Here is a 22350-nt window from a genome sequence, read left to right on the forward strand (position 1 = left end):
CCCGGGGCGTCCGTCAGGCGGGCACCAGCTCGATGAGCGTCTTCTTCGGCGGCTGGCCGAAGGGCAGGTAGCGCAGCTTCGGGGGCGCGGAGCCCATCACGAGCCGGGGCCGCAGTCCCCGGCGCCCCACCTCGCGCGCGAAGCCCGCGAGGAACTGCACGATCTCCATCCACGCCAGGTGGTAGCCCAGGCAGAAGTGGGGCCCCCCCCCGAACGGGGCGGTCTCGATGGGCGAGGGCTGCTGGCGCCGACCCATCCAGCGCGTGGGGTCCAGGCGCTCGGGGTCCGGGAAGAGCTTGGGATCGTAGCCGTAGGTGCCCAGGGGCACGGTCACCATGGTGCCCTTGGGCACCGGGAGGCCGTGCAGCGTGACGTCCTCGGTGAGCAGCCGCCCGGTCGCCGACAGGGGCGGGTAGAGCCGCAGCACCTCGCGGAAGAGCGCCTCGGCGAACGGGTGGCGCTTGAGCTCCTCGGGGCTCTGGGGCAGGGCGGACGGCGCCTGCGACTCCTCGAGCAGCTGCCGCCAGAGGTCCGGCCGCTGGGCGAGCACGATGCCCGCCCAGGCCATCACCGAGGCGGAGGTCTCGTGCCCCGCGAGCGCCACGAGCCGCAGGTTCTGGATGAGGTCGGCCTCCGTGAGCTCCCGGCCCTCCTCGTCGCGCGCGGCCAGCAGCGCCGCGAGCGTGCCCTGCATGTCCGAGCGTCCGCGCGCCGCCGCGATGAGCTGGGAGAAGCGCGCATCCAGCCACTTGCGCCCCCGCAGCGAGCGCCAGTAGGGCCCGTAGGGCACGGTGATCTTCACCGGGAACGCCCCGAGCACGAAGTCCCGGTAGTGCTGGTTGAACGCGTCCAGCTCCGAGCGGTCGATGCCCATGATGCGGAAGATGATGTCGAGCGCGAGCCGCTGGCTCTCCCCGAGCAGGGAGAAGGGGCCGGAGGGCAGCCGGGCCAGGCTCGCCTCGATGACCTCGGCGGACAGCGCGGCGGCGCCGCTGGCGGTCAGTCCCCGGGGGGTGAATGGACCGCTCATGGCCGAGCGCAGGCCCCGGTGCGACGGGCCATCGCGCGACAGGAGCGCGTCGCCGATGAAGTCGGGGGCCTGCTCGCGGATGAACTCGCTGGTGGTCACCCGGTTCTTGAGCAGCTCGAAGCCCGGCTCGCCCATGCAGACGAGCTGCATCTGGGAGCCGAGGCTGCGCATCCAGAAGAGGGGGCCCACCTGGGCCGCGCCCTCGCGCATGAAGGCGAGCGAGTCGCCCAGGTTGAAGGGCACATGTCCCACCAGCGGCAGGGCGCCGGGCAGGATGGGGATTCCGTCCTTGTGGGTGGGGCGCCGGGGCAGGCGCTCGCGCAGGGCGTTCAGAGGGGTGGGGGAATGCATGGGTCAGCTCGTGGGAAGGGCGTGGGTGGCGCGTGCCCGCAGCCGGGCGAAGTTCTCCGGGGGGGTGGGGGAGTCTCCCGGACGTCGGCCCGGGGTCACCTGCTCCCCGTGAAAGTCGCTCCCCCCCGTGGGAACCAGATCGAATTCCTTGGCGAACTTCAGGTAGCGCTGCATCACGCTCGGGTTGTGGTCCGAGTGTAGGGCCTCCAGGCCATCCAGTCCGGCGCGCGCGAGCACGAGGATGTCGTAACGCTCCAGTTTCGAACTTCCCGGGTGCGCCAGGGTCGCCGTGCCCCCCGCCTCGTGAATGAGCCGGATGGCGTCCGCGCCCTCCAGCTTGAAGCGCTCCACCCAGGCGGACTTGCCCGCGCCCAGGTAGCGGTCGAAGGCCTGCTTCACGTCCAGGCACCAGCGCCGCTCCACCATCACCCGCGCCAGGTGGGGCCGGCCCAGCTGGGCGTCTCCCGCCAGGGCCCGGACCTCCTCCATCCGCACGGGGAAGCCCATCTCCTGGAGCCGGCGCACCATGCGCTCCATCCGTTCCTCGCGCTCCACCCGCAGGCGCGCGGCGTAGCGCGCCAGGGGCGGATGGTCCGGGCGCACGAAGTGCCCGAGGATGTGCACCTCACGCTTGTTCACGAACGCCGACAGCTCGATGCCCGGCACCAGCTCCACGCCGTGCCCGCGCGCCGCCCGGGTGGCCTCCTCCAGGCCCTCCACGGTGTCGTGGTCCGTCACGGCCAGCGCCGTCACCCCGGCCGCGGCCGCCAGGGCCACGAGCTCCGTGGGGGAGTGTTGGCCATCACTCGCGGTGGTGTGGGAATGCAGGTCGATCACGCGGGCTCCCCGGGGCTTGGGTTGAAGGACGCGCGCCGCCGTCCCTAGGATGGAGCATGCAACCCGGAGGGCCCCATGGCCAAGGACGATACCGTCGAGAACCGCGTGTACCTCTTCGAGTCCCTGGCGAGCAGCTATGTCGCGGCGGCCTCCGAGGCGCTCGCCTCCGAGGATGAGGCCGTGCGCACCCGGGCCCATCGGGTGCTGGCCGACCTGGCGTTCGTCTCCTGCCTCGTGGCGGACACCGGTCACCTGAGCGCCGAGCAGGTCCGCGAGCGCATGCTCGCCCCTACCGGGACGCCCCCCGGGCCCGAGGCCAGCGGAGGGAAGAAGCGCAAGTAAACCCGGACTCCCCTCGCCGCGAGGGTGGTGGTAGATCGGCCCGCCATGGCCAAGACCCCCTCCAACTCCAAGAAGAACCTGCGCGCCCACTACTCGGGCGCGCGCAAGGCGGACCCGCGCCCCATCACCGGCAAGGAGACCCCCGCCGAGCTGCTCGCGCACGCCTTCTCCGCCTACGTGGGTCGCCAGGAGCGCACCGCCTTCGAGCTCATGCGCCGCTCCATGGAAGTGGACGCCTCCATCTTCCTCACGCTCTCCGGCGCGATGACGCCCGCGGGCCTGCACCAGAGCTGCATCATCCCGCTCATCGAGAAGGGCATCATCTCGGCGCTCACCACCACGGGCGCCAACCTCTACCACGATGCCCACCGCATCATCGGCCACGCCATCCGCGAGGTGAACCCCAACGCGGGTGACCTGCAGTACCGCCTGGCGCGCATCATCCGCATCTACGACCTGGGCTTCTGGGAAGAGGCGCTGCTCGACACCGACCGGCTCTTCTCCGCGCTGCTGCGCCGCCCCGAGTTCCAGCGCAAGATGACCACGCCGGAGTTCCACTACCTGCTGGGCAAGAACATCGCCGCCATCGAGAAGCAGCTCGGCGTGAAGCAGCCCTCGCTCCTGTCCACCTGCTACAAGCACGCGGTGCCCATCTTCGTGGGCGCGGTGCAGGACGGCTCCATCTTCCTCAACGCCGTGAAGCTCAAGCGCATGCTCGGCGCCGAGTTCAAGTTCGAGATCGACATCAACGACGACGTCTACTGGATGTCGGCGATCCAGCACTACTGCCGCCACAACTTCAACAAGAAGCTGGCCATCTGGATCCTCGGCGGCGGCGTGCCCAAGAACTACACGCTGCAGGGCGAGCCGCTGCTGGATCAAATCCTCGGCGTGCCCACGGACGGCTTCGACATCGACGTGCAGTTCTGCGTGGACCCGGTGGACAACGGCGCCCTGTCCAGCTGCCCCGCGGGCGAGGGCCACACCTGGGGCAAGGTCTCCATCGAGGCGGTGGAGGCGGGCTCCATGTACGTGCACACCGACGTCACGGCCGTCTTCCCCTGGCTCACCCACGCGCTCCTGAGCGACTCGAAGATGAAGCGCAAGCCGCGCCGGCTGATGGACGTGATGCAGGAGGCGGTGTCCTTCCTCGACGCGGACGTGAAGAAGCGCCACAAGTCGCTGCTCAAGACGATCGACTGGAGCCCCGACGAGCAGAAGCCGGATCCGGAGGAGCACGAGACCTACGTGCGGTAGTCCCTCCCCGCGATTTTCCACCCAGGAGCCCTGACATGAGCCAGCCCACGTCCCCCCCCACCGGTGTCGAGATGACCGTCGCGACCGCGCCGGGATTCCACTGCCAACTGCAGCACGGCCCTTCCGGCACACGCATCACCACCGAGGCCCCCAAGGACAACGGGGGCACCGGGGGCTCGTTCTCGCCCACGGACCTCATGGGGGCCGCGCTCGCCTCGTGCGTGCTCACCACCATGGCGCTGGCCGCCTCCCGGGAAGGCATCACCCTGGGCGACGCCCGCGCGCGGGTGGAGAAGCGCATGACGCCGCCGCCCCGGCGCATCGGGGAGCTGGTGCTGGAGATCGACATGCCCGCGGGGCTGTCCGCGGCGCACCGCGCCCGTCTGGAGGAGGTCGCCCATGGCTGCCCCGTGTCCCGGAGCCTGCATCCGGACGTGAAGCTGCCCATGAGCTTCCGCTACCCGGACGCCGCCCAGTAAGGCCCTGGAGCGCTCGCCCCGCCGCTCGCTCCTCGAGTGCGCGGGCGGGCTCCGCTGCGCCGCCTCCCGTGCATGCCGAATTTCCCACACACCCGGCGAGCACGAGGAGGGCGGCGTGAAACTGGACCTTTTGGGCATCTACCTGAACGACCACCTGATGGGCTCCGTGGCGGGCCTGGAAATGGCCCGGCGGGCCCACGCGGAGAATGAGGGGCAGCCCCTGGGCGACTTCCTGGCGGGCTTCGTGGAGGACCTCCAGGCGGACCGCGCTCAACTGCAGGCCGTGCGGCGGTCGCTGGGCCTCAAGCAGGATCTGTTCAAGCAGAGCCTGGCGTGGATGGGCGAGAAGTGGGGTCGGCTCAAGCTCAATGGCCGGCTGGTGAGCTACTCTCCCTTGAGTCGGGTGGTGGAGCTGGAGGCGCTGTGCCTGGGAACCGAGGGGCGCCTGGCGCTCTGGCGGACCCTGCGGCGCCTGGCGAGCAAGGAGCCCCGTCTGGGCCGTTTCGACTTCAACGTCCTCATCCAACGCGCCGAGCAGCAGCAGCGCGCGCTGGAGCGCTGGCGGCAGAAGGCCTCCGAGGAAGCCTTCCTGGGCGAGGACACGGGCTCGGTGCTGCGCATCAACCCCACCCGCGAGCCCGCGTAGCCGCGTGAGCGCACCCGCGCCACGGATGCGCCTATAAGGCGCTCCATGGATGCGAAGGTACGGCGACTGGTGGAGTTCGTCCTGGACACGCAGCACGTCCAGTGGAGCGCGGAGAAGGTCCTTCCCGGCGTGGAGCCGAGGCGCCGGGAGCTGTTCTTCAGCGTGGGCTCGCGCACCGAGGCCCAGGTCGCGCATCCGCACATGCTGTCGTGGAAGCTGCCCCAGTGGACGCGGCGCGCGGTGCGCTCCTCCACGGGCGCCGTCCTGCTGTCCGCGGACACGTTCGATCGCCTGGCCGAGGGCGAGAGCGAACCCATCACCGTGCGCGTGCCCTCGGTGCTCACGCTCGATGTCCTGTGCGCCGCCCTGCTGGCGGGCCACCGGCTGCTGTACGGCGCCTGGCCCGAGAGCGCCGAGGCCCTCGTCGACTACGTGGGCGAGTGGGAGCAAGGGCACACCGAGACGGTGGGCGAGTACGAGCACGCCCTGGGCACGGTGTTCTACGCCGCCTTGAAGCTCTGGCCCTCGGAGACGTCGCAGCCTCCGCGCGAGGTGCTGGAGCTGATGGCCCGGGTGGTGATGACGGCGCGGTCCCTGCCCGAATTGACGCGGCTGCCCGACGTGCTCATTCCACCGGCCGTCTCCCGGCGGCTCAAGGCGGACGCGCTGCTCTACCGCGCCGAGCTGTCTCGCGCCCAGTGCGTGCAGCTCGACATCCCCCTGGGCGATGACCCGGACGAGACGCCCCGGCGCGTGGACGCGCTCTTCCTGTCCTCCTTCCAGGACGTCACCGTGCTGCGGCTGCTCGCGCGCGGGGACACCACCCACACCCACTACGGTCAGGGCTTCGACTTCATGGCCCTCCACATCTCCCGGACGGAGCACTCGCGCGCCTGGCACTCGTTCTCGCTCACCCCCGAGCGCGCGGGCACGCTCGGCGCGCTCGCGGGCGAGCTGGACGAGCTGGAGGGGCCCCGCCTGTTGGATGGCGCGCCCCGCACGCGCGGCACGCGGCGCTTCGAGCGCCAGCCCAACGACTACTCGGATCCGTGGTACTCGGATGGCTACGCGAGCCCCACGGGCCGCGCGACGATGGTGGCCGGGCCGTACTCGGGCACCCGGCTGTCGCGCCGCGAGCTGTGGGAGCACCTGTGGAGCTGCTTCAACGTGGGCCGCCATGTCCACGTGCTCAAGGCCCATACCCTCTTCGCCCGGCCCTTCCTCTGGCGGGGACCGGCGCCGGACGTGGAGTTGCTGTCGCGGGGCTTTCGCCGCTGCGACCTGTCGCTTCAGGGCGCGGCCTTCCATCCCGCGGTGGTCAATTCCTTCCTCGGGTCCACGCACGAGGCGGACGTGCTGCACTACGAGAAGCCCACCGAGGGGCACACCGTCCACGTCTCCGTCTATCCCAACCGGCTCGTGGCCGTGTGGGTGGTCCGGACGCTGGCGAAGCCCACCTCGTTGTACGCGCTCGCGCAGGAGCAGGCGGCGCTGGTGGACGGGCGGGCACTGTGGGAGTTGCAGCCCCTGCGGGCCCTGGCCCCCTGGCTGTCTCCCCTGGGCGCCGAGCGCTGGTTCGTCTATGGCGCCTACCGCATCTCCCGCGGCCGCTCGTCCATGCTGGATGACTCGCGCTCCATGCAGGGGCTGTTTCACGCGCTCGCCTCCGGAACGGAGCCCACGCTGGAGAAGCTGCCCTCGGAGGCCGCGGCCGAGAGCCGACGGGTGCTGCGCGACGCCGCGGGGGAGACGGAGCACTGGCTGTGTCCCACGGGCGGCGCCCGGCTGGAGTTCCTCATCGAGGAGGAGGAGCGGGGGCCGCTCGCCACGGATCGCGATGCGCTCCTCTTCCTGCTCACCATGGGGCAGCGCTACTCGGCCTTCGAGACGAGCCGGCGCATGGCCGAGGTGGAGCAGCGCTACCGCACGTCCCGCTGGCAGAGCTTGCGGCCGGCGCGCAGCGTCCGCTCGGACGTGATGCTCTTCACCAACTCCCTCTGGCACACGCGCGTGAGCGAGGACCCCGACATCAACGCGCGCTACCTCGCCTGGCACTCGCTGCATGGGTTGCAGGAGACGGTGGAGGCCATGAAGGATCAGGCCGCCGAGCTGGACCAGTACAAGCGGGACCAGTTCGACCGGATGGTGGGCCTGCTGGTGTTCGTCTTCCTGCCGATCAGCCTCGCGTGTGGCTTCTTCTCCGGCGCGCAGTTCGAGGACATGAGCCTCGCGGTGGGAATTCCCGGCACCACCACCGGATGGCTCATCTTCCTGGGCTACACCGCCGCCTTCACCGTGCTTGTCTTTGGCACCGTGTTCCTCGCGCGGGTGATGAACTGGCGCAAGCGTTGAACACACCATTTGAAGGGCCTGTCGGGAAGAACGTATCGTAAGGGCATGAGCGATCCTCTCGACGAACTCGCGCGAAGCCTCATGCGGCGGCACGTCCGCTTGGAGGACATCATCTCCCCGCTGACCGCTCCCGAGCTCCAAGCGGCCAGCGATGCCGCCCTGCTCGCGCGGCCCGGCTTCCGGCGACTGCATGCCGAGCGGTGGGATCCCGCGCCGCCGGATGTCGGGGCGCTGGCGACGCTGCCGGAAGGCTCGTTCGGGTCCTGCTACGCGCGGTACATGGCGCACTACCGGCTGTCTCCCGACTTCTTCCCCATCCAGGCGCGGCTCGGCGCGGACGCGACGCCCACGCAGTACGCCGTCCACCGGCTCAACAAGTGCCATGACTTCATGCACGTGCTGGGCGCGTATGAAACGTCGGACGCGGACGAGGTCGCCGTCCAGTCGTTCGTGTTCGGCGTGGCGCCTGTCGCGCTCGCCTCCTTCCTGGCGGAAGCGGCGGTGCACCCGGACATCCAGGAGGGTCGCTACAAGCACCTGCGCGACATCTACGCGGGGCACATCCAGCGCGAGGACTTCGAGCGAGGCGTCGCCGCCGCGTCCTTGCTGGGCGAGCGCTTCGAGACGCTGTGGGAAGAGCCCCTGGTGTCCTTGCGGCGGCGGCTCGGTATCGCCGCCCGCGCACCCGAGCGCCACGGGCAGGTGGGCGTGAACTCCTGTGGCGGCCACACCTCGCTCCCGTTCTTCGCTCCCTCCGAGGAAACGCGTGCGTCCTATAGTCCCCCCGCATGAGCGCTCGGAATGCGATCGTCGTGGGTGGGACCGGAGAGATGGGCCAGGCGGTGTTCGGTCGGCTGCGAGCGGAGGGCCTGCGCGTGGTGTGTGCCTCGAACGACGTGCCACGGGTGACGTCGGAGGCCCTGCCCGTGGACGTCACGGACGAGGCCTCCGTGGCCGGAATGTCCGACCAGGTGGAGAGGACGCTGGGGCCGTCCACCTGCTGGTGAACTGCTCGGGGGTGGGGTGTTCGCGCCCATCCTGGAACTCTCGGTTCAAGACTGGCGCAAGACGATCGACGTGAATGAAGAGGGCAAGCCCCACTCGGTCCGGGCCACGCTCCTCTCCCCGGGGGCCGTCTACACGTCCTTCTGGCACGCGCGTCCGGAGTTCAGCCCGGCCGACATGCTGTCCATGGAGGAAGAGGCCCAGACGATCTGGGAGGTCGGGCCCTTCGGTGGCTACATCAACGGCAGCACGTTGGTGAGGGACGGTGGCCTGTCGGCCCACGTGGCCAACGAGGTGATCGGGTTCTGAGTGCCCTTCCCGGGGGCACCGCCTTCACCGTGCTTGTCTTTGGCGGCCGGGGCTCTTCCCGGGGACGATGTGGGACGCGGACCCCTGGCCCCGGGGGGCGGGGCTTCCGCCCACCAACAACCCAATGATTGTCAGGGACGCAAAAGGTCTTCTTTTCTTCCGGTTCTGTCTGGATTTTTCGTGTAACGAGGAAGAGGTGCTCACCCACGGCGAAGACAGACAAAAGCTCTCCCGCGATTTGTTCTGCATGCGGGGGATGGGAATCGGGCTGGTGATCGTCGTGCATGTCCTGGGCGTGGATGCCCATCACGGTGTGCGCAAGCTCTTCCCCGCGGACCGGGCGGATCTCCAGTCCGCCTTCGAGTTCATCCACAGCTTCAACATGGCGGTGATGGTGATGTGCTCGGGCGTGGCCCTGGCGGTGTTCGGTCGAGGGGATCGGCCGTGGAACGCGGTGCTGGCCAAGAAGGTGAGCACGCTGCTGGTGCCCCTGTCGCTCTGGGCGCCCCTGTTGCTCCTGGCGCAGACGTTGTCCGGGGGGTGGCCGCGCGAGGCCGAGGGCTGGCGCGACGTCCTGCGCCAACTCCCGGGCGCCTGGTCTCCCGAGGCGACCATCTTCTGGTTCGTGCACGTGCTGTTCTGGTGCTCGCTCGCCGGGTGGCTCTTCTCGCGCCTCACGGGGTCCGGCCCCTGGCATCGGGGCGTCTACTTCGTCGGCGCGCTGGTGGCCCATGGGGCCGTGCTGCTCTGGAACGACCGGGTGTCCCCGGACGTGGGCGAGTACGTCGCGCTGCTCACGTATTGGAACCGCTTCTTCGCCCTGGGCGTGCTCGTCCAGCCGGTGCTGCCCGCCGTGGGCCGGGTCCTGCTGCGCTGGTCCGTGGCGTGGCACGTGCTCCTGGGGTTGGGGCTCCTGGGGTTGCTCGGCGGCATCCACGCGCTCCTCGCGCGCGAGCACTACGATTGGACGTGCACCCTCAACGGCCCGTTGGGCTTCTGTCTGGTGTTCTGCCTCGCCGTCCTGCTGCGGCGCCTGGGTTCACGGCATGAGCCCTGGCGCGGGCTCTGGCGCGGGGTGTGTTTCGTCGGCTCCATCAGCATGCAGTTCTATCTCTTCCATCTCTATTTCGTGTCGGGCGCCCGGGTCCTGTGGGAGCGGGTGATGCCGGGCGCGCCCCTGGCCTCGCACCTGATACTGGGGGCCCTGGCGGGAGGCGTCGGGCCGTGGCTGCTCTTCAGCCTCCTGAAGACCTGGCCCCTCTTTCGCTGGGGGGTCGGATTGCCGCCCCTTCCACTCCCCCGGCCCTCAATGCAAGACGCACCGCGTAGTGGCGAGACCCCGGCCGTCTCCTCCGGCGTGGGCTGACAAAGTCTTTCACGGGGATGTCACCCGCCGGTGTTATGCCCCTGGCCCCCCAGGACGACTGGGTCCTCGTGCCAGGAGACACCCCCATGCAGCTTCCTTCCTCCCTTCGTTCCTTCGCCGCGGCCTGCTCCCTGACGCTGGTGGCCTGTGGTGGTGGCTCGACGCCCATGCCCAACCCCGAGCCCGGTCCCGACACCACGCCGCCGCTCGCGGAGAAGGTGCTCGTGGTGGGCCACCGCGGCGCGAGCGCCCTGCGGCCCGAGCACACGCTGGCCAGCTACACCAAGGCCGTCGAGGACGGCGCGGACATCATCGAGCCGGACCTCGTGTCCACCAAGGACGGCTTCCTCGTGGCCCGCCACGAGAACGAGATCTCCGGCACCACGAACGTGTCGACCAAGGCCGAGTTCGCCGATCGCAAGAAGACGAAGGTCATCGACGGCGTGTCGCTCGAGGGGTGGTTCACCGAGGACTTCACCCTGGAGGAGCTCAAGACGCTGCGCGCGCGCGAGCGCATTCCGCAGATCCGTCCGGGCAACACCCAGTACAACGACCAGTTCGAGATCCCCACGCTCGCCGAGGTGATCGCGCTCGCCAAGAAGCTGTCGGCGAGCAGCGGCCGCACCATCGCCATCTACCCGGAGACCAAGCACCCGACCTACTTCCAGTCCATCGGGCTGCCCCTGGAGGACAAGCTCATCGCGGCGCTCAAGGCGGACGACTTCACCAAGACGACCGCAACCGTCTACATCCAGTCCTTCGAGGTGGCCAACCTCAAGGAGTTCCACACGAAGCTGGGCACCACCCAGCCCAACTGGAAGCTGGTGCAGCTGATGGAGGAGGCGGCCCGCAAGCCCTACGACTTCGTCAAGGCGGGCGACGCGCGCACCTACGCGGACCTGATGACGGAGGCGGGCATGAAGGAGATCGCCACCTACGCCAACGCCGTGGGCCCCTACAAGCGCAGCATCATCGACGTGGACGCTGGCGGGACGTTCCAGGCGCCGAGCGCGCTGGTGCGCAACGCCCACGCGGCGAAGCTGCTCGTGCACCCCTACACCTTCCGGCCGGAGAACAGCTTCATGACGGCGCCCTACAAGGTCGAGGGGACCGACAGCACGCGCGCCGACGCGAGCGCGGTGAAGGAGATCCAGCTCTACCTCGCCGCGGGCATCGACGGCTTCTTCACGGATGACCCGGCCGTGGGCCGCCAGGCCGTGGACACCTACAAGCGCTAGGTCGCGCCGAGCAGCTGGAGCGCCTGGGTGAACGCCGGGCGCTCCATGGCCTCGAGCGCGTCCCGGGAGAGGATGAGGCTCAGATGGAAGCGGTAGTCCGGGCCCTGCGCCGCGACCGTTCCCATGCCGAGGGCCCGCCGGGCCTCGGACCAGGACGGCAGCGCGTCTCCCTGTGGCAGTGAGGCGGGCGGGCGCTGTCCGCTCTGGAGCGAGAGCAGCAGGAAGACGAGGGCGTAGAAGCACCGCGACACCTGCCGCGTCACCTCCAGCCGGGCCCGCTGCCAGGGCGTGGGCTCCGCGCCCCAGTACGCGCGCAGCAGGGTCTCCTCCCGCGCGGGGGAGAAGTCGAACCAGAGCATCGCCGTGGTCAGGTCGAGGAACGGGTCGCCCATGCACGCCGTCTCCCAGTCGACGAGCCACAGTTGCTCGCCGTCGAAGAGCAGGTTGTTGGGGTTGAGGTCGTTGTGGCACGGCGCCAGCGTGAGGTGGGGCCGCAGGGCGCGCTGCACCGTCTCGAACCGGTCGAGGAAGGTCTGCACGAGCGCGGGGATGGGGTACTTCGCCCCCACGAGGGTGCCCAGGCCGCCCTGGATCATCTGGAGCGCGTCCAGGAAGACGGGGAAGGCGGGGCCGGTGTGCAGGCGGCGCAGCAGCTCGCCGAAGCGCGCGAGGCCCTCGTCGGTCGCGAGCAGCGGCGTGTGGGGCCGGGTGTCGATGTAGCGGGTGATGCAGACCCCCGTCCGGTCGTCCGCGAAGAGCACAGCGGGCGCGAGGCCCCGCTCGGCGGCGGTGCGCATGCAGGCGAAGTGGCGCGGGGGACTGTTGAGCGGCGAGGGCGCGTGGATGACGCGCAGCACGTGGGGCTGGCCCGCGACCGTGAGCTTGAGCACGGGGGCGCCGGAGTAGCCGCCGTGCAGCGGCGCCAGGACGACGCCGTCCTCACTGCCGAACGTCTCGCGGAGGGCGGCCGCCACGGCGTCGCGCCAGGCGGCGGGGATGAGTTCGTAGGGATTCGCGCTGGACATGGGTGCTCCACGAAGAAAGAGCCCCGGAACACCGCTGGGTGCCCGGGGCCCTGGGTTCACGGCGTGTGGCCGGACCTGCTCAGGTGCCGGTGCCGGGAGAGGCCTTGTTCTCGGGCACCACCAGCTTGAGCTGGCCGTTGTTGGCCACGAAGGAGGCGTCCACCTCGCGCTCCAGGTACGTGTAGCCGGACAGGCCTTCCTCGTACAGGCGCAAGAGCTGGCGCGACTCGTCCAGGGTCAGGCGGCCGTTGCGCAGCGCCACCTCGGTGGACTTGCGCAGCTTCGCCACGAGGTCGTCCTTGTTGTAGCTCACGTAGTTGAGCACCTCGGTCACCGTGTCGCCCTCCACCACGTGGTCGATCAGGTAGCCGCCGTTGGGCGCCAGGGACACCTGCACCGCGTGCGTGTCGCCGAAGAGGTTGTGCAGGTCGCCGAGGATCTCCTGGTAGGCGCCCACCAGGAAGATGCCCAGGTAGTAGTCATCGTTGTTGAGCGAGTGCAGCTCGAGCGCGTCCTTCACCTCGCGCTTGTCGATGAAGTGGTCGATCTTCCCGTCCGAGTCGCACGTGATGTCCGCGAGCACGCCCTGGCGCGTGGGCTTCTCGTTGAGCCGGTGGATGGGCATGATCGGGAAGAGCTGATCGATGGCCCACGAGTCCGGCAGCGACTGGAACACCGAGAAGTTGCAGAAGTAGGTGTCCGACAGCTGCTTCTCCAGCGCCTCGAGCTCCTCGGGGATCTCCCCCGCCTCACGCGCGGTGCGCATGATCTTGTGGCAGAGCGCCCAGAAGATGTTCTCCGCCGTCACGCGCTGCTCGAGCGACAGGTGGCCCAGGGAGAAGAGGGTGAGGCTCTCCTCCTTGTACTCCTGGGCGTCGTGGTAGGTCTCCAGCAGGTTCTTGTTCGTCACGTCGCGGAAGGAGGACCAGAGGTTGCGCACCACGCTGGGCGCCTTCTCGTCCACCTTCTCCGGCACCTGCGCCGGGTCGAACTCGCTGGTGCCCAGCACGTCCACGATGAGCACCGCGTGGTGCGCCACGATGGCGCGGCCGGACTCGGACACGAGGGTGGGGTGCGTCACGCCCGCGGCGTCACACGCCTCCATCACGGAGAACACCACGTCGTTGGCGTACTCCTCCGTGGTGTAGTTCATGGAGGAGGTGAAGTTGGTCTGCGAGCCGTCGTAGTCCACGCCCAGGCCGCCGCCCACGTCCAGGTACTTGAGCGGCGCCCCCAGGCGCGCCACCTCCACGAAGAAGCGGCCCACCTCGCGCAGCGCGTTCTTCACGTTGCGGATGTTGGAGATCTGGCTGCCCAGGTGGAAGTGCAACAGCTCGAAGCAGGGCAGCAGCCCCGACTCGCGCAGGAAGCCCAGCGCCGCCATCAGCTCGGAGGAGGACAGGCCGAACTTGGAGCGGTCTCCGCCCGAGGCCTCCCACCGGCCGGCGCCGCGGCTGGACAGCTTCACGCGCATGCCGATGCGCGGGGAGATGCCCGTCTTGCGCGCCACCTCGGCGATGAGCGGCAGCTCGCTGGGCTTCTCCACCACGAGGATGACCTTGCGGCCCAGGCGCGAGAAGCGCAGCGCCGTCTCCACGTACTCCTCGTCCTTGTAGCCGTTGCAGATGACGAGCGCGTCTTCCTGATCCAGGAGCGCCATCACCGCGAGCAGCTCCGGCTTGCTGCCGGCCTCCAGGCCGTAGGCGAACTGCTTGCCGGTCTCGACGATGGTCTCCGCCACGTAGCGGTGCTGGTTGACCTTGATGGGGTAGACGCCCTGGTAGACGCCCTTGTAGTTGTGCTCGGAGATGGCCTTGCGGAAGGCGTGGTTCAGGTGCACCACGCGGTGGCGCAACACGTCCGTGAACCGCAGCAGCAACGGCAGGCCGATGCCCCGGCGCCGCACCTCATCCACCAGCTCCTTGAGGTCCATGCTCGGGGCGCTCGGCCCGTCCGGATGGACGCACACATGACCCTTGTCGTTGACGCCGAAGTAGGGCGAGCCCCAGTTTCGGATGCCGTAGGTGTCCTGGGCGTCGGCGAGGGTCCATCGGTGCTGAGGGGTGTGGGAAGGCATCGGCGTTCCTGATCTCCCGGTCTGGGGTGGCGCAGTCCAACAGTGGACGGCGCGGGAAGTATCGGGAATCCACCCAGGGTTCAACCCTTGGTTGCGGAGCGACCGGCCGAGCGGCGTCCAGTGCCTGCCTGCCCTGGAATGGATGGGCCGTCGACCAGTGGATTCCTACTCTTCCAGTGGAAAGCAGCTCCAGCCGTCCGACGAGAAGGAGAGGATACATGGAGTCGTCCGCACGCAGGGAATCACCCATCCTGACTCCCCGGGAGATCTACGAGCGGCTCGACCGCTTCGTGATCGGGCAGGAGGCGGCCAAGCGGGCCGTGGCCATCGCCGCGCACAACCACCTCAAGCGGGTTCAAGCCCGCCGGATGCGGCGCGCCTCGCTCATCAAGAAGTCCAACATCCTGCTCATCGGACCCACGGGCAGCGGCAAGACGCACATCGCCCGCAACCTGGCGGAGATCCTCTCCGTGCCTTTCACCACCGTGGACGCCACCGAGTACACGGAGGCCGGCTACTACGGCAAGGACGTGGAGGTCATGGTCGCCGACCTGCTCTTCAAGTCCAACCATTCGGTGGAGGACACCCAGCGCGGCATCATCTTCATCGACGAGGTGGACAAGATCGCCCGGCGCTCCCAGGGCGCGCGCAACGGGGCGGGCAGCCGGGACATCGGCGGCGAGGGCGTGCAGCAGGCGCTGCTCAAGCTCCTGGAGGGACGTGAGGTCTTCGTCCCCATGAACGTCACCCAGTCCTTCAACCGCGGGGACACGGTCTCCATCGACACCCGGGACATCCTGTTCATCTGCGCGGGCACGTTCTCGGACCTGCAGGAGTACGGGCACCTGTCCGAGTCGCGGGTCATGGGCTTTGGCTCGTCGGAGACCCAGCGGCTGCAGCGGCGCATCACCACCAAGCAGCTCGTGGACTTCGGCATGCTGTCGGAGTTCCTCGGCCGCCTGCCCGTGGTGGTGCAGCTGGGCCTCTTGGGCGAGCCGGAGCTCTTGCGCGTGCTCACCGAGCCGCCCGACTCCATCGTGCGCGAGTACGGGGAGCTCCTGGGCATGGACGGCATCGAGCTGGACCTCACCGAGGACGCCCTGCGCGAGGTGGTGCACTTCTCGGTGGACAAGGGCCTGGGGGCCCGCGGCCTGCGCTCCATCATCGAGCACGTGATGGCGGACGTGATGTTCGACGCGCCCGAGCGGCGCATGCGCCGCGTCACCGTGGATCGGGAGTTCGTCCGGAGCCGGCTGGTGGGGCTCGAGGCGGGGGCGGGGCTCGGGGCTTGACGTCCCCTCGCGGCGCCGCCTTCTCCCGGGGCGCCGCATCGTCCGACTCGGAGGCATGGGCCACCGCTCCGAGCCGGGCGACGAACTCGGGATCCTGCAGCAGTTGCATCACGATGTTGCTGCGCAGGACCTCCTGGGTGTCGCCGCGCTCGATCGCGGCGCGCAGGTTCCGGTCCGACAGCGCCTTCTGGTAGCGCGGGTCCTGCTTGAGGGCCTTGTAGGCCGGATCATTGGACAGGTGCCGGGCCTGCTCGGGGTGGGTCATCACCCGCGTCACCGCCACCATGTCGCGCACCGCGGAGAACTGCGTCAGTTCGAAGGCGTTGTAGCGCCGCGCCAGGTCGAAGCAGAGCGAGTCCTTGGGCGACAGGCCGAACTTCTTGCCCGCCACCACCACGTTCTTCTCCACGAAGACGAGCGCGCTGAGCGCCACGTAGGCGATGAGCACGACCTTGAGGCCGCCGAGAATGAAGCCCAGGGCACCATCCACCCCGCGCTTCTCGGAATCCTGGGCGCCGAAGAGCCGCCGCAGGATCTGGGTGAGCACGTAGCGCACCGTCACCAGCAGCACGACGAAGAGCAGGAGCGAGGCGGCGAGCGTGCCGATGAGCAGCGGCGTGCCCCCGAGCAGCTCGGCCATGCGCGGCCCCAGCACGGGGCCCAGCCGGCGTGAGACGAACCAGGCCGCGGTGAGCGCCAACATGTGGGCGATCTGCCGGGCCGCCCCGGTCGCGGCGCCCACCAGGGCGAACACCAGCGTCAGGCCCAGGATGATGAGATCGATCGTCACGCGGAGTCTTTCCCGTGGGCCGCCTGGCGCCCGTCAGCGAATCTTGAAGGCGTCGCCCTGCTTGCGCGCCTCCTCGAGCAGCACCTTCTGCACCTCGGCGAGCTTTTCCTTGTAGCGCGCGTTGGCGGGCTCGTAGGTGAGCGCCATCTTCAGGTTGCGCTCGGCCGAGGCCCACCGGCCAGCGTCCGCGTCCGCGGCGCCCGTCTGGTAGAACTGGCGGCCCTTGGGGTGCACGCCGATCTGCTCCTCCACCTGGCGCTTGGACGCGGCGCGCGTCTCGGCCTCGGAGGTCTCGGTGAAGCGCAGCTTGTGGGCGCGCTCCGGGCCGGAGATGTCGGCCGTGTACTGGCGGCGCTTCGCGTCGTCGCGCAGCACGTAGTAGGCCTCGGTGACGCGCTTGTAGAGCTCGTTGACGCGCTCCTTGAGCTCCTTGTCGTCCAGGTGGAAGTAGCGGTCCGGGTGGTAGGCGCGGCTCTCGCGGTAGAAGGCCTTCTTGATGTCCGCGGGGGGCACCGTGCGCTCCACCATGAGGATCTCGAAGTAGTCCAGCTCATCCAGCCGGGCGCAGCGCGCGGCGAGCGAGGCCATCTGCGCCGGATCCGGCTCGGACTTGCTGGCGGCCGGGGGCGGAGGCGGCGGGGCGGCGGGCGTGGACAGGGTGGGGCGGGCGACGGCCGCGGCGGGTGGCGTCACCGGCGCCACGGCCGGGGCGATGGCCGGAGCCACGGCTGGGGCGATGGCGGGCGCCACCGACGGCACGAGCGGCGCGATGGACGGCATGGACGGGCGCGGGGGCGGCTGGATGGCCGAGGGGGGCGGGGGCGGCGGCCGGGCGATGCCCACGCCCGAGGGGGGCCGCGCGGGCGCGCTAGGGGGCACCACGGGCGGCAGCGCCGTGGCGGACGGGCTCGCGACACGCGGGGGCACGGGCGGCACTCCCGGGGACGAGGCTCGCGCGGGCGCGATGCTCGGAATCCCGCCCACCGTGGGCCGGGAGCCCGTGGGCGTGCCCGGAGGGCGCACGGGGGGCGCCGCCGGCGGCGCGGCGGGGGGCACCGCGGGAATCTTCGTCGTGGGCCGCGCGGCCGAGGCGACGGGCGGAACGGTGGGCAGCTTCACCGTGGGGCGCGCGACGCTCGGCAGCGGGGCGGCCACGCCCGGGGAGGCCGGCGCGGCGGTCGGGGTCTGGGAGGCCTCGGCCGGGGGCGGCGGAGGCGCGGCGGGTTTGCCGCCACCATTGGGGGGCTGGGACATGGTGCGAACTCATCTGCCCCGGCGAGGGGCGGCCGCGGGCAGGTCTTCCCCATGACCCGCGAGTTGAAGCTGCTGGTTGGCCTGGATGGAGCGCTGGATGTCCGCCTCCGACAGGCCCGAGGACATGGTGAGCGTGGTGGACGTCTTCTGGCCCGTCTCCGGGTCCTCCGCCGAGACGTTCACCATGCCGTCGGTGTTGATCTCGAACGTCACGTCGATCTTCACCTCGCCCCGGTAGCCCACGCGGAAGCCGGAGAACTCGAACTCGCCGAGCATCTCACACTCGTCGGCCCGGTTGCTCTCGCCCTGGTAGACGCGGATCTTCACCTTCTCCTGGCCGTCGCGGCTGGTGGTGAAGCTCTTGGAGCGATCGATGGGCACCGGGGTGTTCTTGTCGATGATCTTCTCGGTGTAGCCGCCCACGGTGCCGATGCGCAGGGTCAGGGGCGTCACGTCCACCAGGAAGGTCTCGGTGGCGCTGTCCATGAGGGCATTGGCCTGGAGCGCCGCGCCCATGGCGACGACCTGATCCGGGTTGATGCCCTCCTTGGGCTCCTTCTGGAAGTAGTGGCGCACGGAGTTGCGGATGATGGGCAGGCGCGTGGGGCCGCCCACGAGGATGACCGCGTCGATGTCCGCGGCCGTCATGCGCGCGGACTGCAGGGCCTCGTCGCACACCTTGAAGGTGCGCTGCACCAGGTCCATCACCATGCGGTTGAACTGGTCCTGGGTCAGCCGCGCCTCCAGGTCCAGCACCTTGCCCTGGGCGTCCTGGCAGATGCCCTCGCAGAAGACCTCGGCCACGCCGGTGCCGCCCACGTCGATCTTCGCCCGCTCCGCCGCGTCCTTGAGCATCTGCAGGCAGAACTTATTCTGCCGCAGGTCCAGGCGCGTGCGCTTGAGGAAGTCGTCGGCCAGCCACGTCATGATGCGGTCGTCGAAGTCGTCGCCGCCCAGGTAGGTGTCACCCGCGGTGGACAGCACCTCGAAGACGTCCTTGCCAATCTCCAGGATGGAGACGTCGAAGGTGCCGCCGCCCAGGTCGTACACCACCACGCGCTGGCTCACGTCCCGGCCAAAGCCGTAGGCGAGCGCCGCCGCGGTGGGCTCGTTGAGGATGCGCAGCACCTCCAGCCCCGCGATGCGGCCCGCGTCCTTGGTCGCCTGGCGCTGGTTGTCGTTGAAGTAGGCCGGCACGGTGATGACCGCCTTCTTCACGGGGCGGTCCAGGTACGTCTCCGCGATGGCCTTCATCTCCTTGAGCACCAGCGCGGAGATGTCCGGCAGCGAGTACGTCTGCCCCCGCACGGCGATGCGCACCGCGTTGTTGTCCCCTTCGACGATCTGGTACGGCATCACCGCCTGGGCCTTCTTCACCTCGTCGGAGAAGAAGTAGCGGCCGATGAGCCGCTTGGCGGAGTACACCGTCGACTCCGCGTTGGTGATGATGTTGCGCTTGGCGGCGTTGCCCACCAGCACCGAGCCGTCCTCGAGGAAGGACACACACGAGGCGTGCGTGGTCTCATCCCACTCGTTGGGGATGACGAACGGCTGACCGTCCTGCACCACGGACACACACGAGGTGGAGGTTCCCAGGTCGATGCCGATCGCGATCTCTTCCGACATTCCGTCTCCACTGTAGCCAGGGAAGGCTCCGCCGCGCGGGGCCTCGCAAAAGCGGGGGGATGTTAGGCACCTTGCAACGGCACTGTCAAACGTTACGTAGGGTTAAACCCTAGTCGTTTCAAGGGGTTGGACTTACGTGGAGGACCGACAGGGCCGGGTTGAGGGGTGGGGGCGCCGTCCCTATCTGAAAGCGGAACCCGTGGTGGAGCCTGGAGGGTGCCCTCATGCCCGTGGCGCTGGCCGTCCTGACGTCCGACCCGAATCTGATGCGCTGCGAACTGCACCGTCTCGAAGGCCAGGTGTCCCTGAGGACCGAGGAGGGCCGGTGCAATGCCATGGGCATTGGCGCCTACGCCCAGGAGGACGTGCTGCTCGAGCGCTTCCCCCGGGACGCGGACCCGCGGCTGGAGTTGCTCGCACCGCGTCATGAGACGGAGGCCCTGCTCGTCCACGGCCGGCGCCTGCCCGTGGGCCAATCCCTGGAGGAGAACACCCAGCCCTTCCGCGCGCGGCGCTGGTTGTTCGCCCATGCCGGGAGCCTGGAGGCCTTCGCCGACCTGCGCCCGGAACTGCTCGCCGCGCTGCCCGACTTCCTCCGCCGACAGATTCGCGGTGAGACGGACAGTGAAGTCGTCTTCGCCCACTTCCTCAAGCGCCTGTGGGAGACGGGGCAGGTGGATGATCCCCGGGTGTCGGCGCGGGTCGCGGGCCAGGTGCTGGCGGACACGGCCCAGGCCCTGGCCCAGGCGTCGGTCCGGGCGGGGGCCGCGCGCACCTCCTCGCTCAACCTCCTGGCCACCAACGGCCGCGTGCTCGTGGCCACGCGCCTGGGGGCCGCGCCGCTGTACTCCACGCGCCTGGAGGGGACCGACACCTGCGAGGTGTGTGGCCTCACGCCCCAGACGCCGGACATCCAGCCCGGGGTGAAGGCCCACCGGCGCCGGCACACGGTGGTGGTGGCCACGCACCCGCAGCGCACCGCCGGGTGGGTGGAGCTGGCCGACGGCGCCACGCTCGGGGTGGACGCGGACCTGCACCCCCGGCTCTCGCGGCCTTGAGCCCGCGGCTCAGCCGAAGAAGGACACCTCGAGAAAACGCATGAAGAGGTTGGCGGCGGCGTGGAACAGGGCGGCCCCCACCACGCTGCCCGTGCGCTCGCGCATCCAGCCGAAGAGCAGCGCGGGGAAGAAGACCGACAGGCGCCACACCTGGAAGATGGCCAGGTGCCCGAGCGCGAAGAGCACCGCCGTCAGCCAGAAGGCCGGGCCCCAGCGGATGCCGAACACGCGCCGGCCCTGGGGCCAGGCGTCGCGCAGCCGCGTCTGCATGTAGCCGCGGTAGAAGAACTCCTCGGGCAGGGCCACCACGAAGAGCTGATCCACCACCCACTCGCCAAAGCGCTCGGGCAGCCGGGGGGTGAAGTGCGCCGCGCCCCGAAAGGGCGCGAGCAGCCGCGCGAGCTCTCCGGGCAGCAGCGGCAGCACCTCGGTCCACAGCGCGAAGAGGCCGAAGAAGAGCGGCAGCACCCCGGCGCTCACCCCCAGGAAGTACAGCACGTCCCGGCGCCACGTGCGCAGGCTCAGGCCGTAGTCCCGGTAGTCCTCGCCGCGCCAGCGCATGGGGATGAGCGGCAGGTAGAGGAAGCCCACGGTGGCCACCAGCTTGGGGATGCCCGAGCCCCCGAAGAGCAGGAAGGACACGATGATGCCCAGGAAGCCGAGCCCCCACAGGCCAAGGACCTCCTGGACGGCGCCCGGCCGCGAGACGGCCGGGGTGGCCGGGGTGGCGCTCATGGCGAGGCCACACGGGGCGCGAGCCGCTGCTTCACCACCTCCAGGGGCAGGGCCCGGCAGCCGCGCCCGTGGCGTTGCACGGCCACGGCCACCAGCCGGCCGCGGGTGTCGAACAGGGGGCTGCCCGGCGGGAGCACCAGGTCCACGTCGATGAAGGGACCGGCGCCGCTCCGGGCCTGGGCCGACATGGGCGTCTGACGACGGCCGGGGCCGCGCACCACGCCGATGAGCCACTGGCCCTCGGGGCTGCCCGCCGCCACCTGCACCGGCACGGCGGGGTAGGTGCCCGCGGGCGCGGCGACCACGGCCACCTTCAAGGCGGCATCGGCGAGCAGCACCGTGGCCGGCAGCACCTGGCGCTCGTACTCCACCTGGGCGCCCTCCAGGTTCACGTGGCCCACGGCGGTGAGCACCTGGCCCTCGCCCCCCACGATGATGCCCGGGCCGGTGCCGCGGCCTCCCTTCACCGTGACCACCGAGCGCTCGTGCAGCGCCAGGGCGCGTTGGAGGTCCGCACGGGTGGGGCGCTCCGCGGCGGTCGCGGCGGTGGCCCACAACAAGACGAGGAGGAGCAAGGCGTGGCGCATCAAGACGCGGGGGAGCCTAGCACCAACCGTGCGTCTGGTAGTGTGTCGCGCCATGAAAAGTCCGGCCCGCTTCCTCCTCCCGGTGTGCCTGCTGCTCGTGGCCGCCACCTCCCGCTGCTCTTGCCTCTCCGCGACGACCTCCACGGGCACGTGCGAGGGCCGCATGGGGGACCTGGATGTCTCGGGCGCGCTGGATCCCGAGAGCGAGCACCACATCCTCTGGCCCTCGGGCGCCAACCCCACCGAGCGCACGGCGCTCAACCTGAGCTGCGCCAAGGGGGTGCTCAAGGTGCGGGGCATCCTGCCGCGCGTCAGCGTCTTCAAGGACACCCATGCCCTGCCCACCGGGGACGCGGGCACGCCCTGTCCTCCGGGCGGGAGCGACGCGGGGACGTCGGATGGCGGCGCTGGGGATGCTGGCACCGGGACGTGCACCCCGTCCGGGGGCGAGACGGACTACAACGCCGTGCGCGAGTGGGAGATCCTCTCCTCGCACCTGGGGCCCGCGCTGGCCTCCGGCTCCGTGGCCGCCGTGCTCAAGCTCGACGAGAGCGTGGATGGCACCGTGACGATGACGTTCGCCGATGGCTCCCAGGTGACCATCCGCTTCAACGCCTATCACGAGAGCAGCCTGGACGAGGGCACGCCGCCGTCCACGGGTGGTGGCTCGGACTCGGATTCCGACTGAGTCCGA

General features: G+C 70.0%; 22 protein-coding genes. 13 read left to right on the forward strand and 9 right to left on the reverse strand.

Annotation, left to right across the window (positions count from 1 at the left end; translation table 11 throughout):
- Nucleotides 1-13 precede the first annotated feature (13 nt).
- Together I3V78_RS16460 and I3V78_RS16465 are read right to left on the reverse strand one after the other, a co-directional pair.
- Nucleotides 14-1381: a cytochrome P450 gene (locus I3V78_RS16460; RefSeq protein ID WP_204489049.1), complete on the reverse strand. Its 1368-nt coding sequence runs from the start codon at nucleotides 1379-1381 to the stop codon at nucleotides 14-16.
- A 3-nt stretch (nucleotides 1382-1384) separates the two neighbouring features.
- Nucleotides 1385-2218 (reverse strand): PHP domain-containing protein, encoded by an 834-nt coding sequence (locus tag I3V78_RS16465; protein WP_204489050.1) that lies wholly within the window; start codon nucleotides 2216-2218, stop codon nucleotides 1385-1387.
- A 75-nt stretch (nucleotides 2219-2293) separates the two neighbouring features.
- On the opposite strand from I3V78_RS16465, the gene I3V78_RS16470 reads away from it, so the two are divergent.
- The 10 genes from I3V78_RS16470 (at nucleotide 2294) to I3V78_RS16515 (ending at nucleotide 11212) form a co-directional block, all read left to right on the forward strand.
- On the forward strand, nucleotides 2294-2560 hold the full coding sequence (locus tag I3V78_RS16470; RefSeq protein ID WP_204489051.1) for a hypothetical protein: 267 nt from the start codon (nucleotides 2294-2296) through the stop codon (nucleotides 2558-2560).
- Between the two features lie 45 nt (nucleotides 2561-2605).
- Nucleotides 2606-3817, forward strand: coding sequence for a deoxyhypusine synthase family protein (locus I3V78_RS16475; protein WP_204489052.1), 1212 nt, complete (start codon nucleotides 2606-2608; stop codon nucleotides 3815-3817).
- A 35-nt stretch (nucleotides 3818-3852) separates the two neighbouring features.
- On the forward strand, nucleotides 3853-4296 hold the full coding sequence (locus I3V78_RS16480) for an OsmC family protein (RefSeq protein WP_204489053.1): 444 nt from the start codon (nucleotides 3853-3855) through the stop codon (nucleotides 4294-4296).
- A gap of 115 nt (nucleotides 4297-4411) precedes the next feature.
- Nucleotides 4412-4942 (forward strand): hypothetical protein, encoded by a 531-nt coding sequence (locus I3V78_RS16485; RefSeq protein WP_204489054.1) that lies wholly within the window; start codon nucleotides 4412-4414, stop codon nucleotides 4940-4942.
- 45 nt (nucleotides 4943-4987) lie between these two features.
- Nucleotides 4988-7294, forward strand: coding sequence for a hypothetical protein (locus I3V78_RS16490; protein WP_204489055.1), 2307 nt, complete (start codon nucleotides 4988-4990; stop codon nucleotides 7292-7294).
- A gap of 45 nt (nucleotides 7295-7339) precedes the next feature.
- Complete coding sequence (locus I3V78_RS16495) at nucleotides 7340-8086, forward strand: Coq4 family protein (RefSeq protein ID WP_204489056.1); 747 nt, start codon at nucleotides 7340-7342, stop codon at nucleotides 8084-8086.
- The gene (locus tag I3V78_RS16500; RefSeq protein WP_204489057.1) at nucleotides 8083-8301 is read left to right on the forward strand and encodes a hypothetical protein; all 219 of its coding nucleotides are present in this window, start codon (nucleotides 8083-8085) and stop codon (nucleotides 8299-8301) included. The genes I3V78_RS16495 and I3V78_RS16500 overlap by 4 nt, the downstream gene beginning before the upstream one ends.
- 16 nt (nucleotides 8302-8317) lie before the next feature.
- Nucleotides 8318-8608 carry a hypothetical protein gene (locus tag I3V78_RS16505; protein WP_204489058.1) on the forward strand — a complete coding sequence of 97 codons (291 nt, stop codon included), beginning with the start codon at nucleotides 8318-8320 and terminating at the stop codon, nucleotides 8606-8608.
- Nucleotides 8609-8864: 256 nt separating this feature from the next.
- Entirely contained in the window at nucleotides 8865-9974 is a 1110-nt protein-coding gene (locus I3V78_RS16510) for an acyltransferase family protein (protein WP_204489059.1), read from the forward strand.
- Nucleotides 9975-10060: 86 nt separating this feature from the next.
- Entirely contained in the window at nucleotides 10061-11212 is a 1152-nt protein-coding gene (locus I3V78_RS16515; protein ID WP_204489060.1) for a glycerophosphodiester phosphodiesterase, read from the forward strand.
- Here I3V78_RS16515 and I3V78_RS16520 read toward each other — a convergent pair.
- Nucleotides 11209-12237 carry a choline/ethanolamine kinase family protein gene (locus I3V78_RS16520; RefSeq protein ID WP_204489062.1) on the reverse strand — a complete coding sequence of 343 codons (1029 nt, stop codon included), beginning with the start codon at nucleotides 12235-12237 and terminating at the stop codon, nucleotides 11209-11211. The two genes, I3V78_RS16515 and I3V78_RS16520, sit on opposite strands and share 4 nt — an antisense overlap.
- Before the next feature lie 79 nt (nucleotides 12238-12316).
- Entirely contained in the window at nucleotides 12317-14314 is a 1998-nt protein-coding gene (speA, locus tag I3V78_RS16525) for a biosynthetic arginine decarboxylase (protein WP_204489064.1), read from the reverse strand.
- A 218-nt stretch (nucleotides 14315-14532) separates the two neighbouring features.
- Between speA and clpX the strand changes: the two genes are divergently transcribed.
- Complete coding sequence (gene clpX / locus I3V78_RS16530; RefSeq protein ID WP_204489066.1) at nucleotides 14533-15606, forward strand: ATP-dependent Clp protease ATP-binding subunit ClpX; 1074 nt, start codon at nucleotides 14533-14535, stop codon at nucleotides 15604-15606.
- Here the strand turns inward: clpX and I3V78_RS16535 are convergent.
- From I3V78_RS16535 to dnaK, 3 genes are read right to left on the reverse strand one after another with little or no spacing between them, the layout of a single operon-like run.
- Nucleotides 15536-16396, reverse strand: a complete 861-nt coding sequence (locus I3V78_RS16535) for a CvpA family protein (RefSeq protein WP_204489069.1) — start codon at nucleotides 16394-16396, stop codon at nucleotides 15536-15538. The genes clpX and I3V78_RS16535 overlap by 71 nt on opposite strands.
- A 33-nt stretch (nucleotides 16397-16429) precedes the next feature.
- Nucleotides 16430-17650: a J domain-containing protein gene (locus tag I3V78_RS39265; protein ID WP_239576459.1), complete on the reverse strand. Its 1221-nt coding sequence runs from the start codon at nucleotides 17648-17650 to the stop codon at nucleotides 16430-16432.
- A 9-nt stretch (nucleotides 17651-17659) separates the two neighbouring features.
- Nucleotides 17660-19276 (reverse strand): molecular chaperone DnaK, encoded by a 1617-nt coding sequence (gene dnaK / locus I3V78_RS16545; RefSeq protein WP_204489077.1) that lies wholly within the window; start codon nucleotides 19274-19276, stop codon nucleotides 17660-17662.
- A 224-nt stretch (nucleotides 19277-19500) separates the two neighbouring features.
- Here dnaK and I3V78_RS16550 point away from each other — a divergent pair, with 224 nt between their 5' ends.
- Complete coding sequence (locus I3V78_RS16550; RefSeq protein ID WP_204489079.1) at nucleotides 19501-20334, forward strand: class II glutamine amidotransferase; 834 nt, start codon at nucleotides 19501-19503, stop codon at nucleotides 20332-20334.
- Between the two features lie 9 nt (nucleotides 20335-20343).
- Here I3V78_RS16550 and mrtX read toward each other — a convergent pair whose 3' ends face one another.
- Nucleotides 20344-21069 carry a myxosortase MrtX gene (mrtX, locus tag I3V78_RS16555; protein WP_204489082.1) on the reverse strand — a complete coding sequence of 242 codons (726 nt, stop codon included), beginning with the start codon at nucleotides 21067-21069 and terminating at the stop codon, nucleotides 20344-20346.
- On the reverse strand, nucleotides 21066-21644 hold the full coding sequence (locus I3V78_RS16560) for an MXAN_2756 family trypsin-like serine endoprotease (RefSeq protein WP_338023618.1): 579 nt from the start codon (nucleotides 21642-21644) through the stop codon (nucleotides 21066-21068). Before I3V78_RS16560 ends, mrtX begins: the two co-directional genes overlap by 4 nt.
- 64 nt (nucleotides 21645-21708) lie before the next feature.
- Between I3V78_RS16560 and I3V78_RS16565 the strand changes: the two genes are divergently transcribed.
- Nucleotides 21709-22344 carry a hypothetical protein gene (locus I3V78_RS16565; RefSeq protein WP_204489087.1) on the forward strand — a complete coding sequence of 212 codons (636 nt, stop codon included), beginning with the start codon at nucleotides 21709-21711 and terminating at the stop codon, nucleotides 22342-22344.
- Nucleotides 22345-22350 lie beyond the last annotated feature (6 nt).

Source organism: Archangium primigenium (assembly GCF_016904885.1).
GTDB lineage: Bacteria > Myxococcota > Myxococcia > Myxococcales > Myxococcaceae > Cystobacter > Cystobacter primigenius.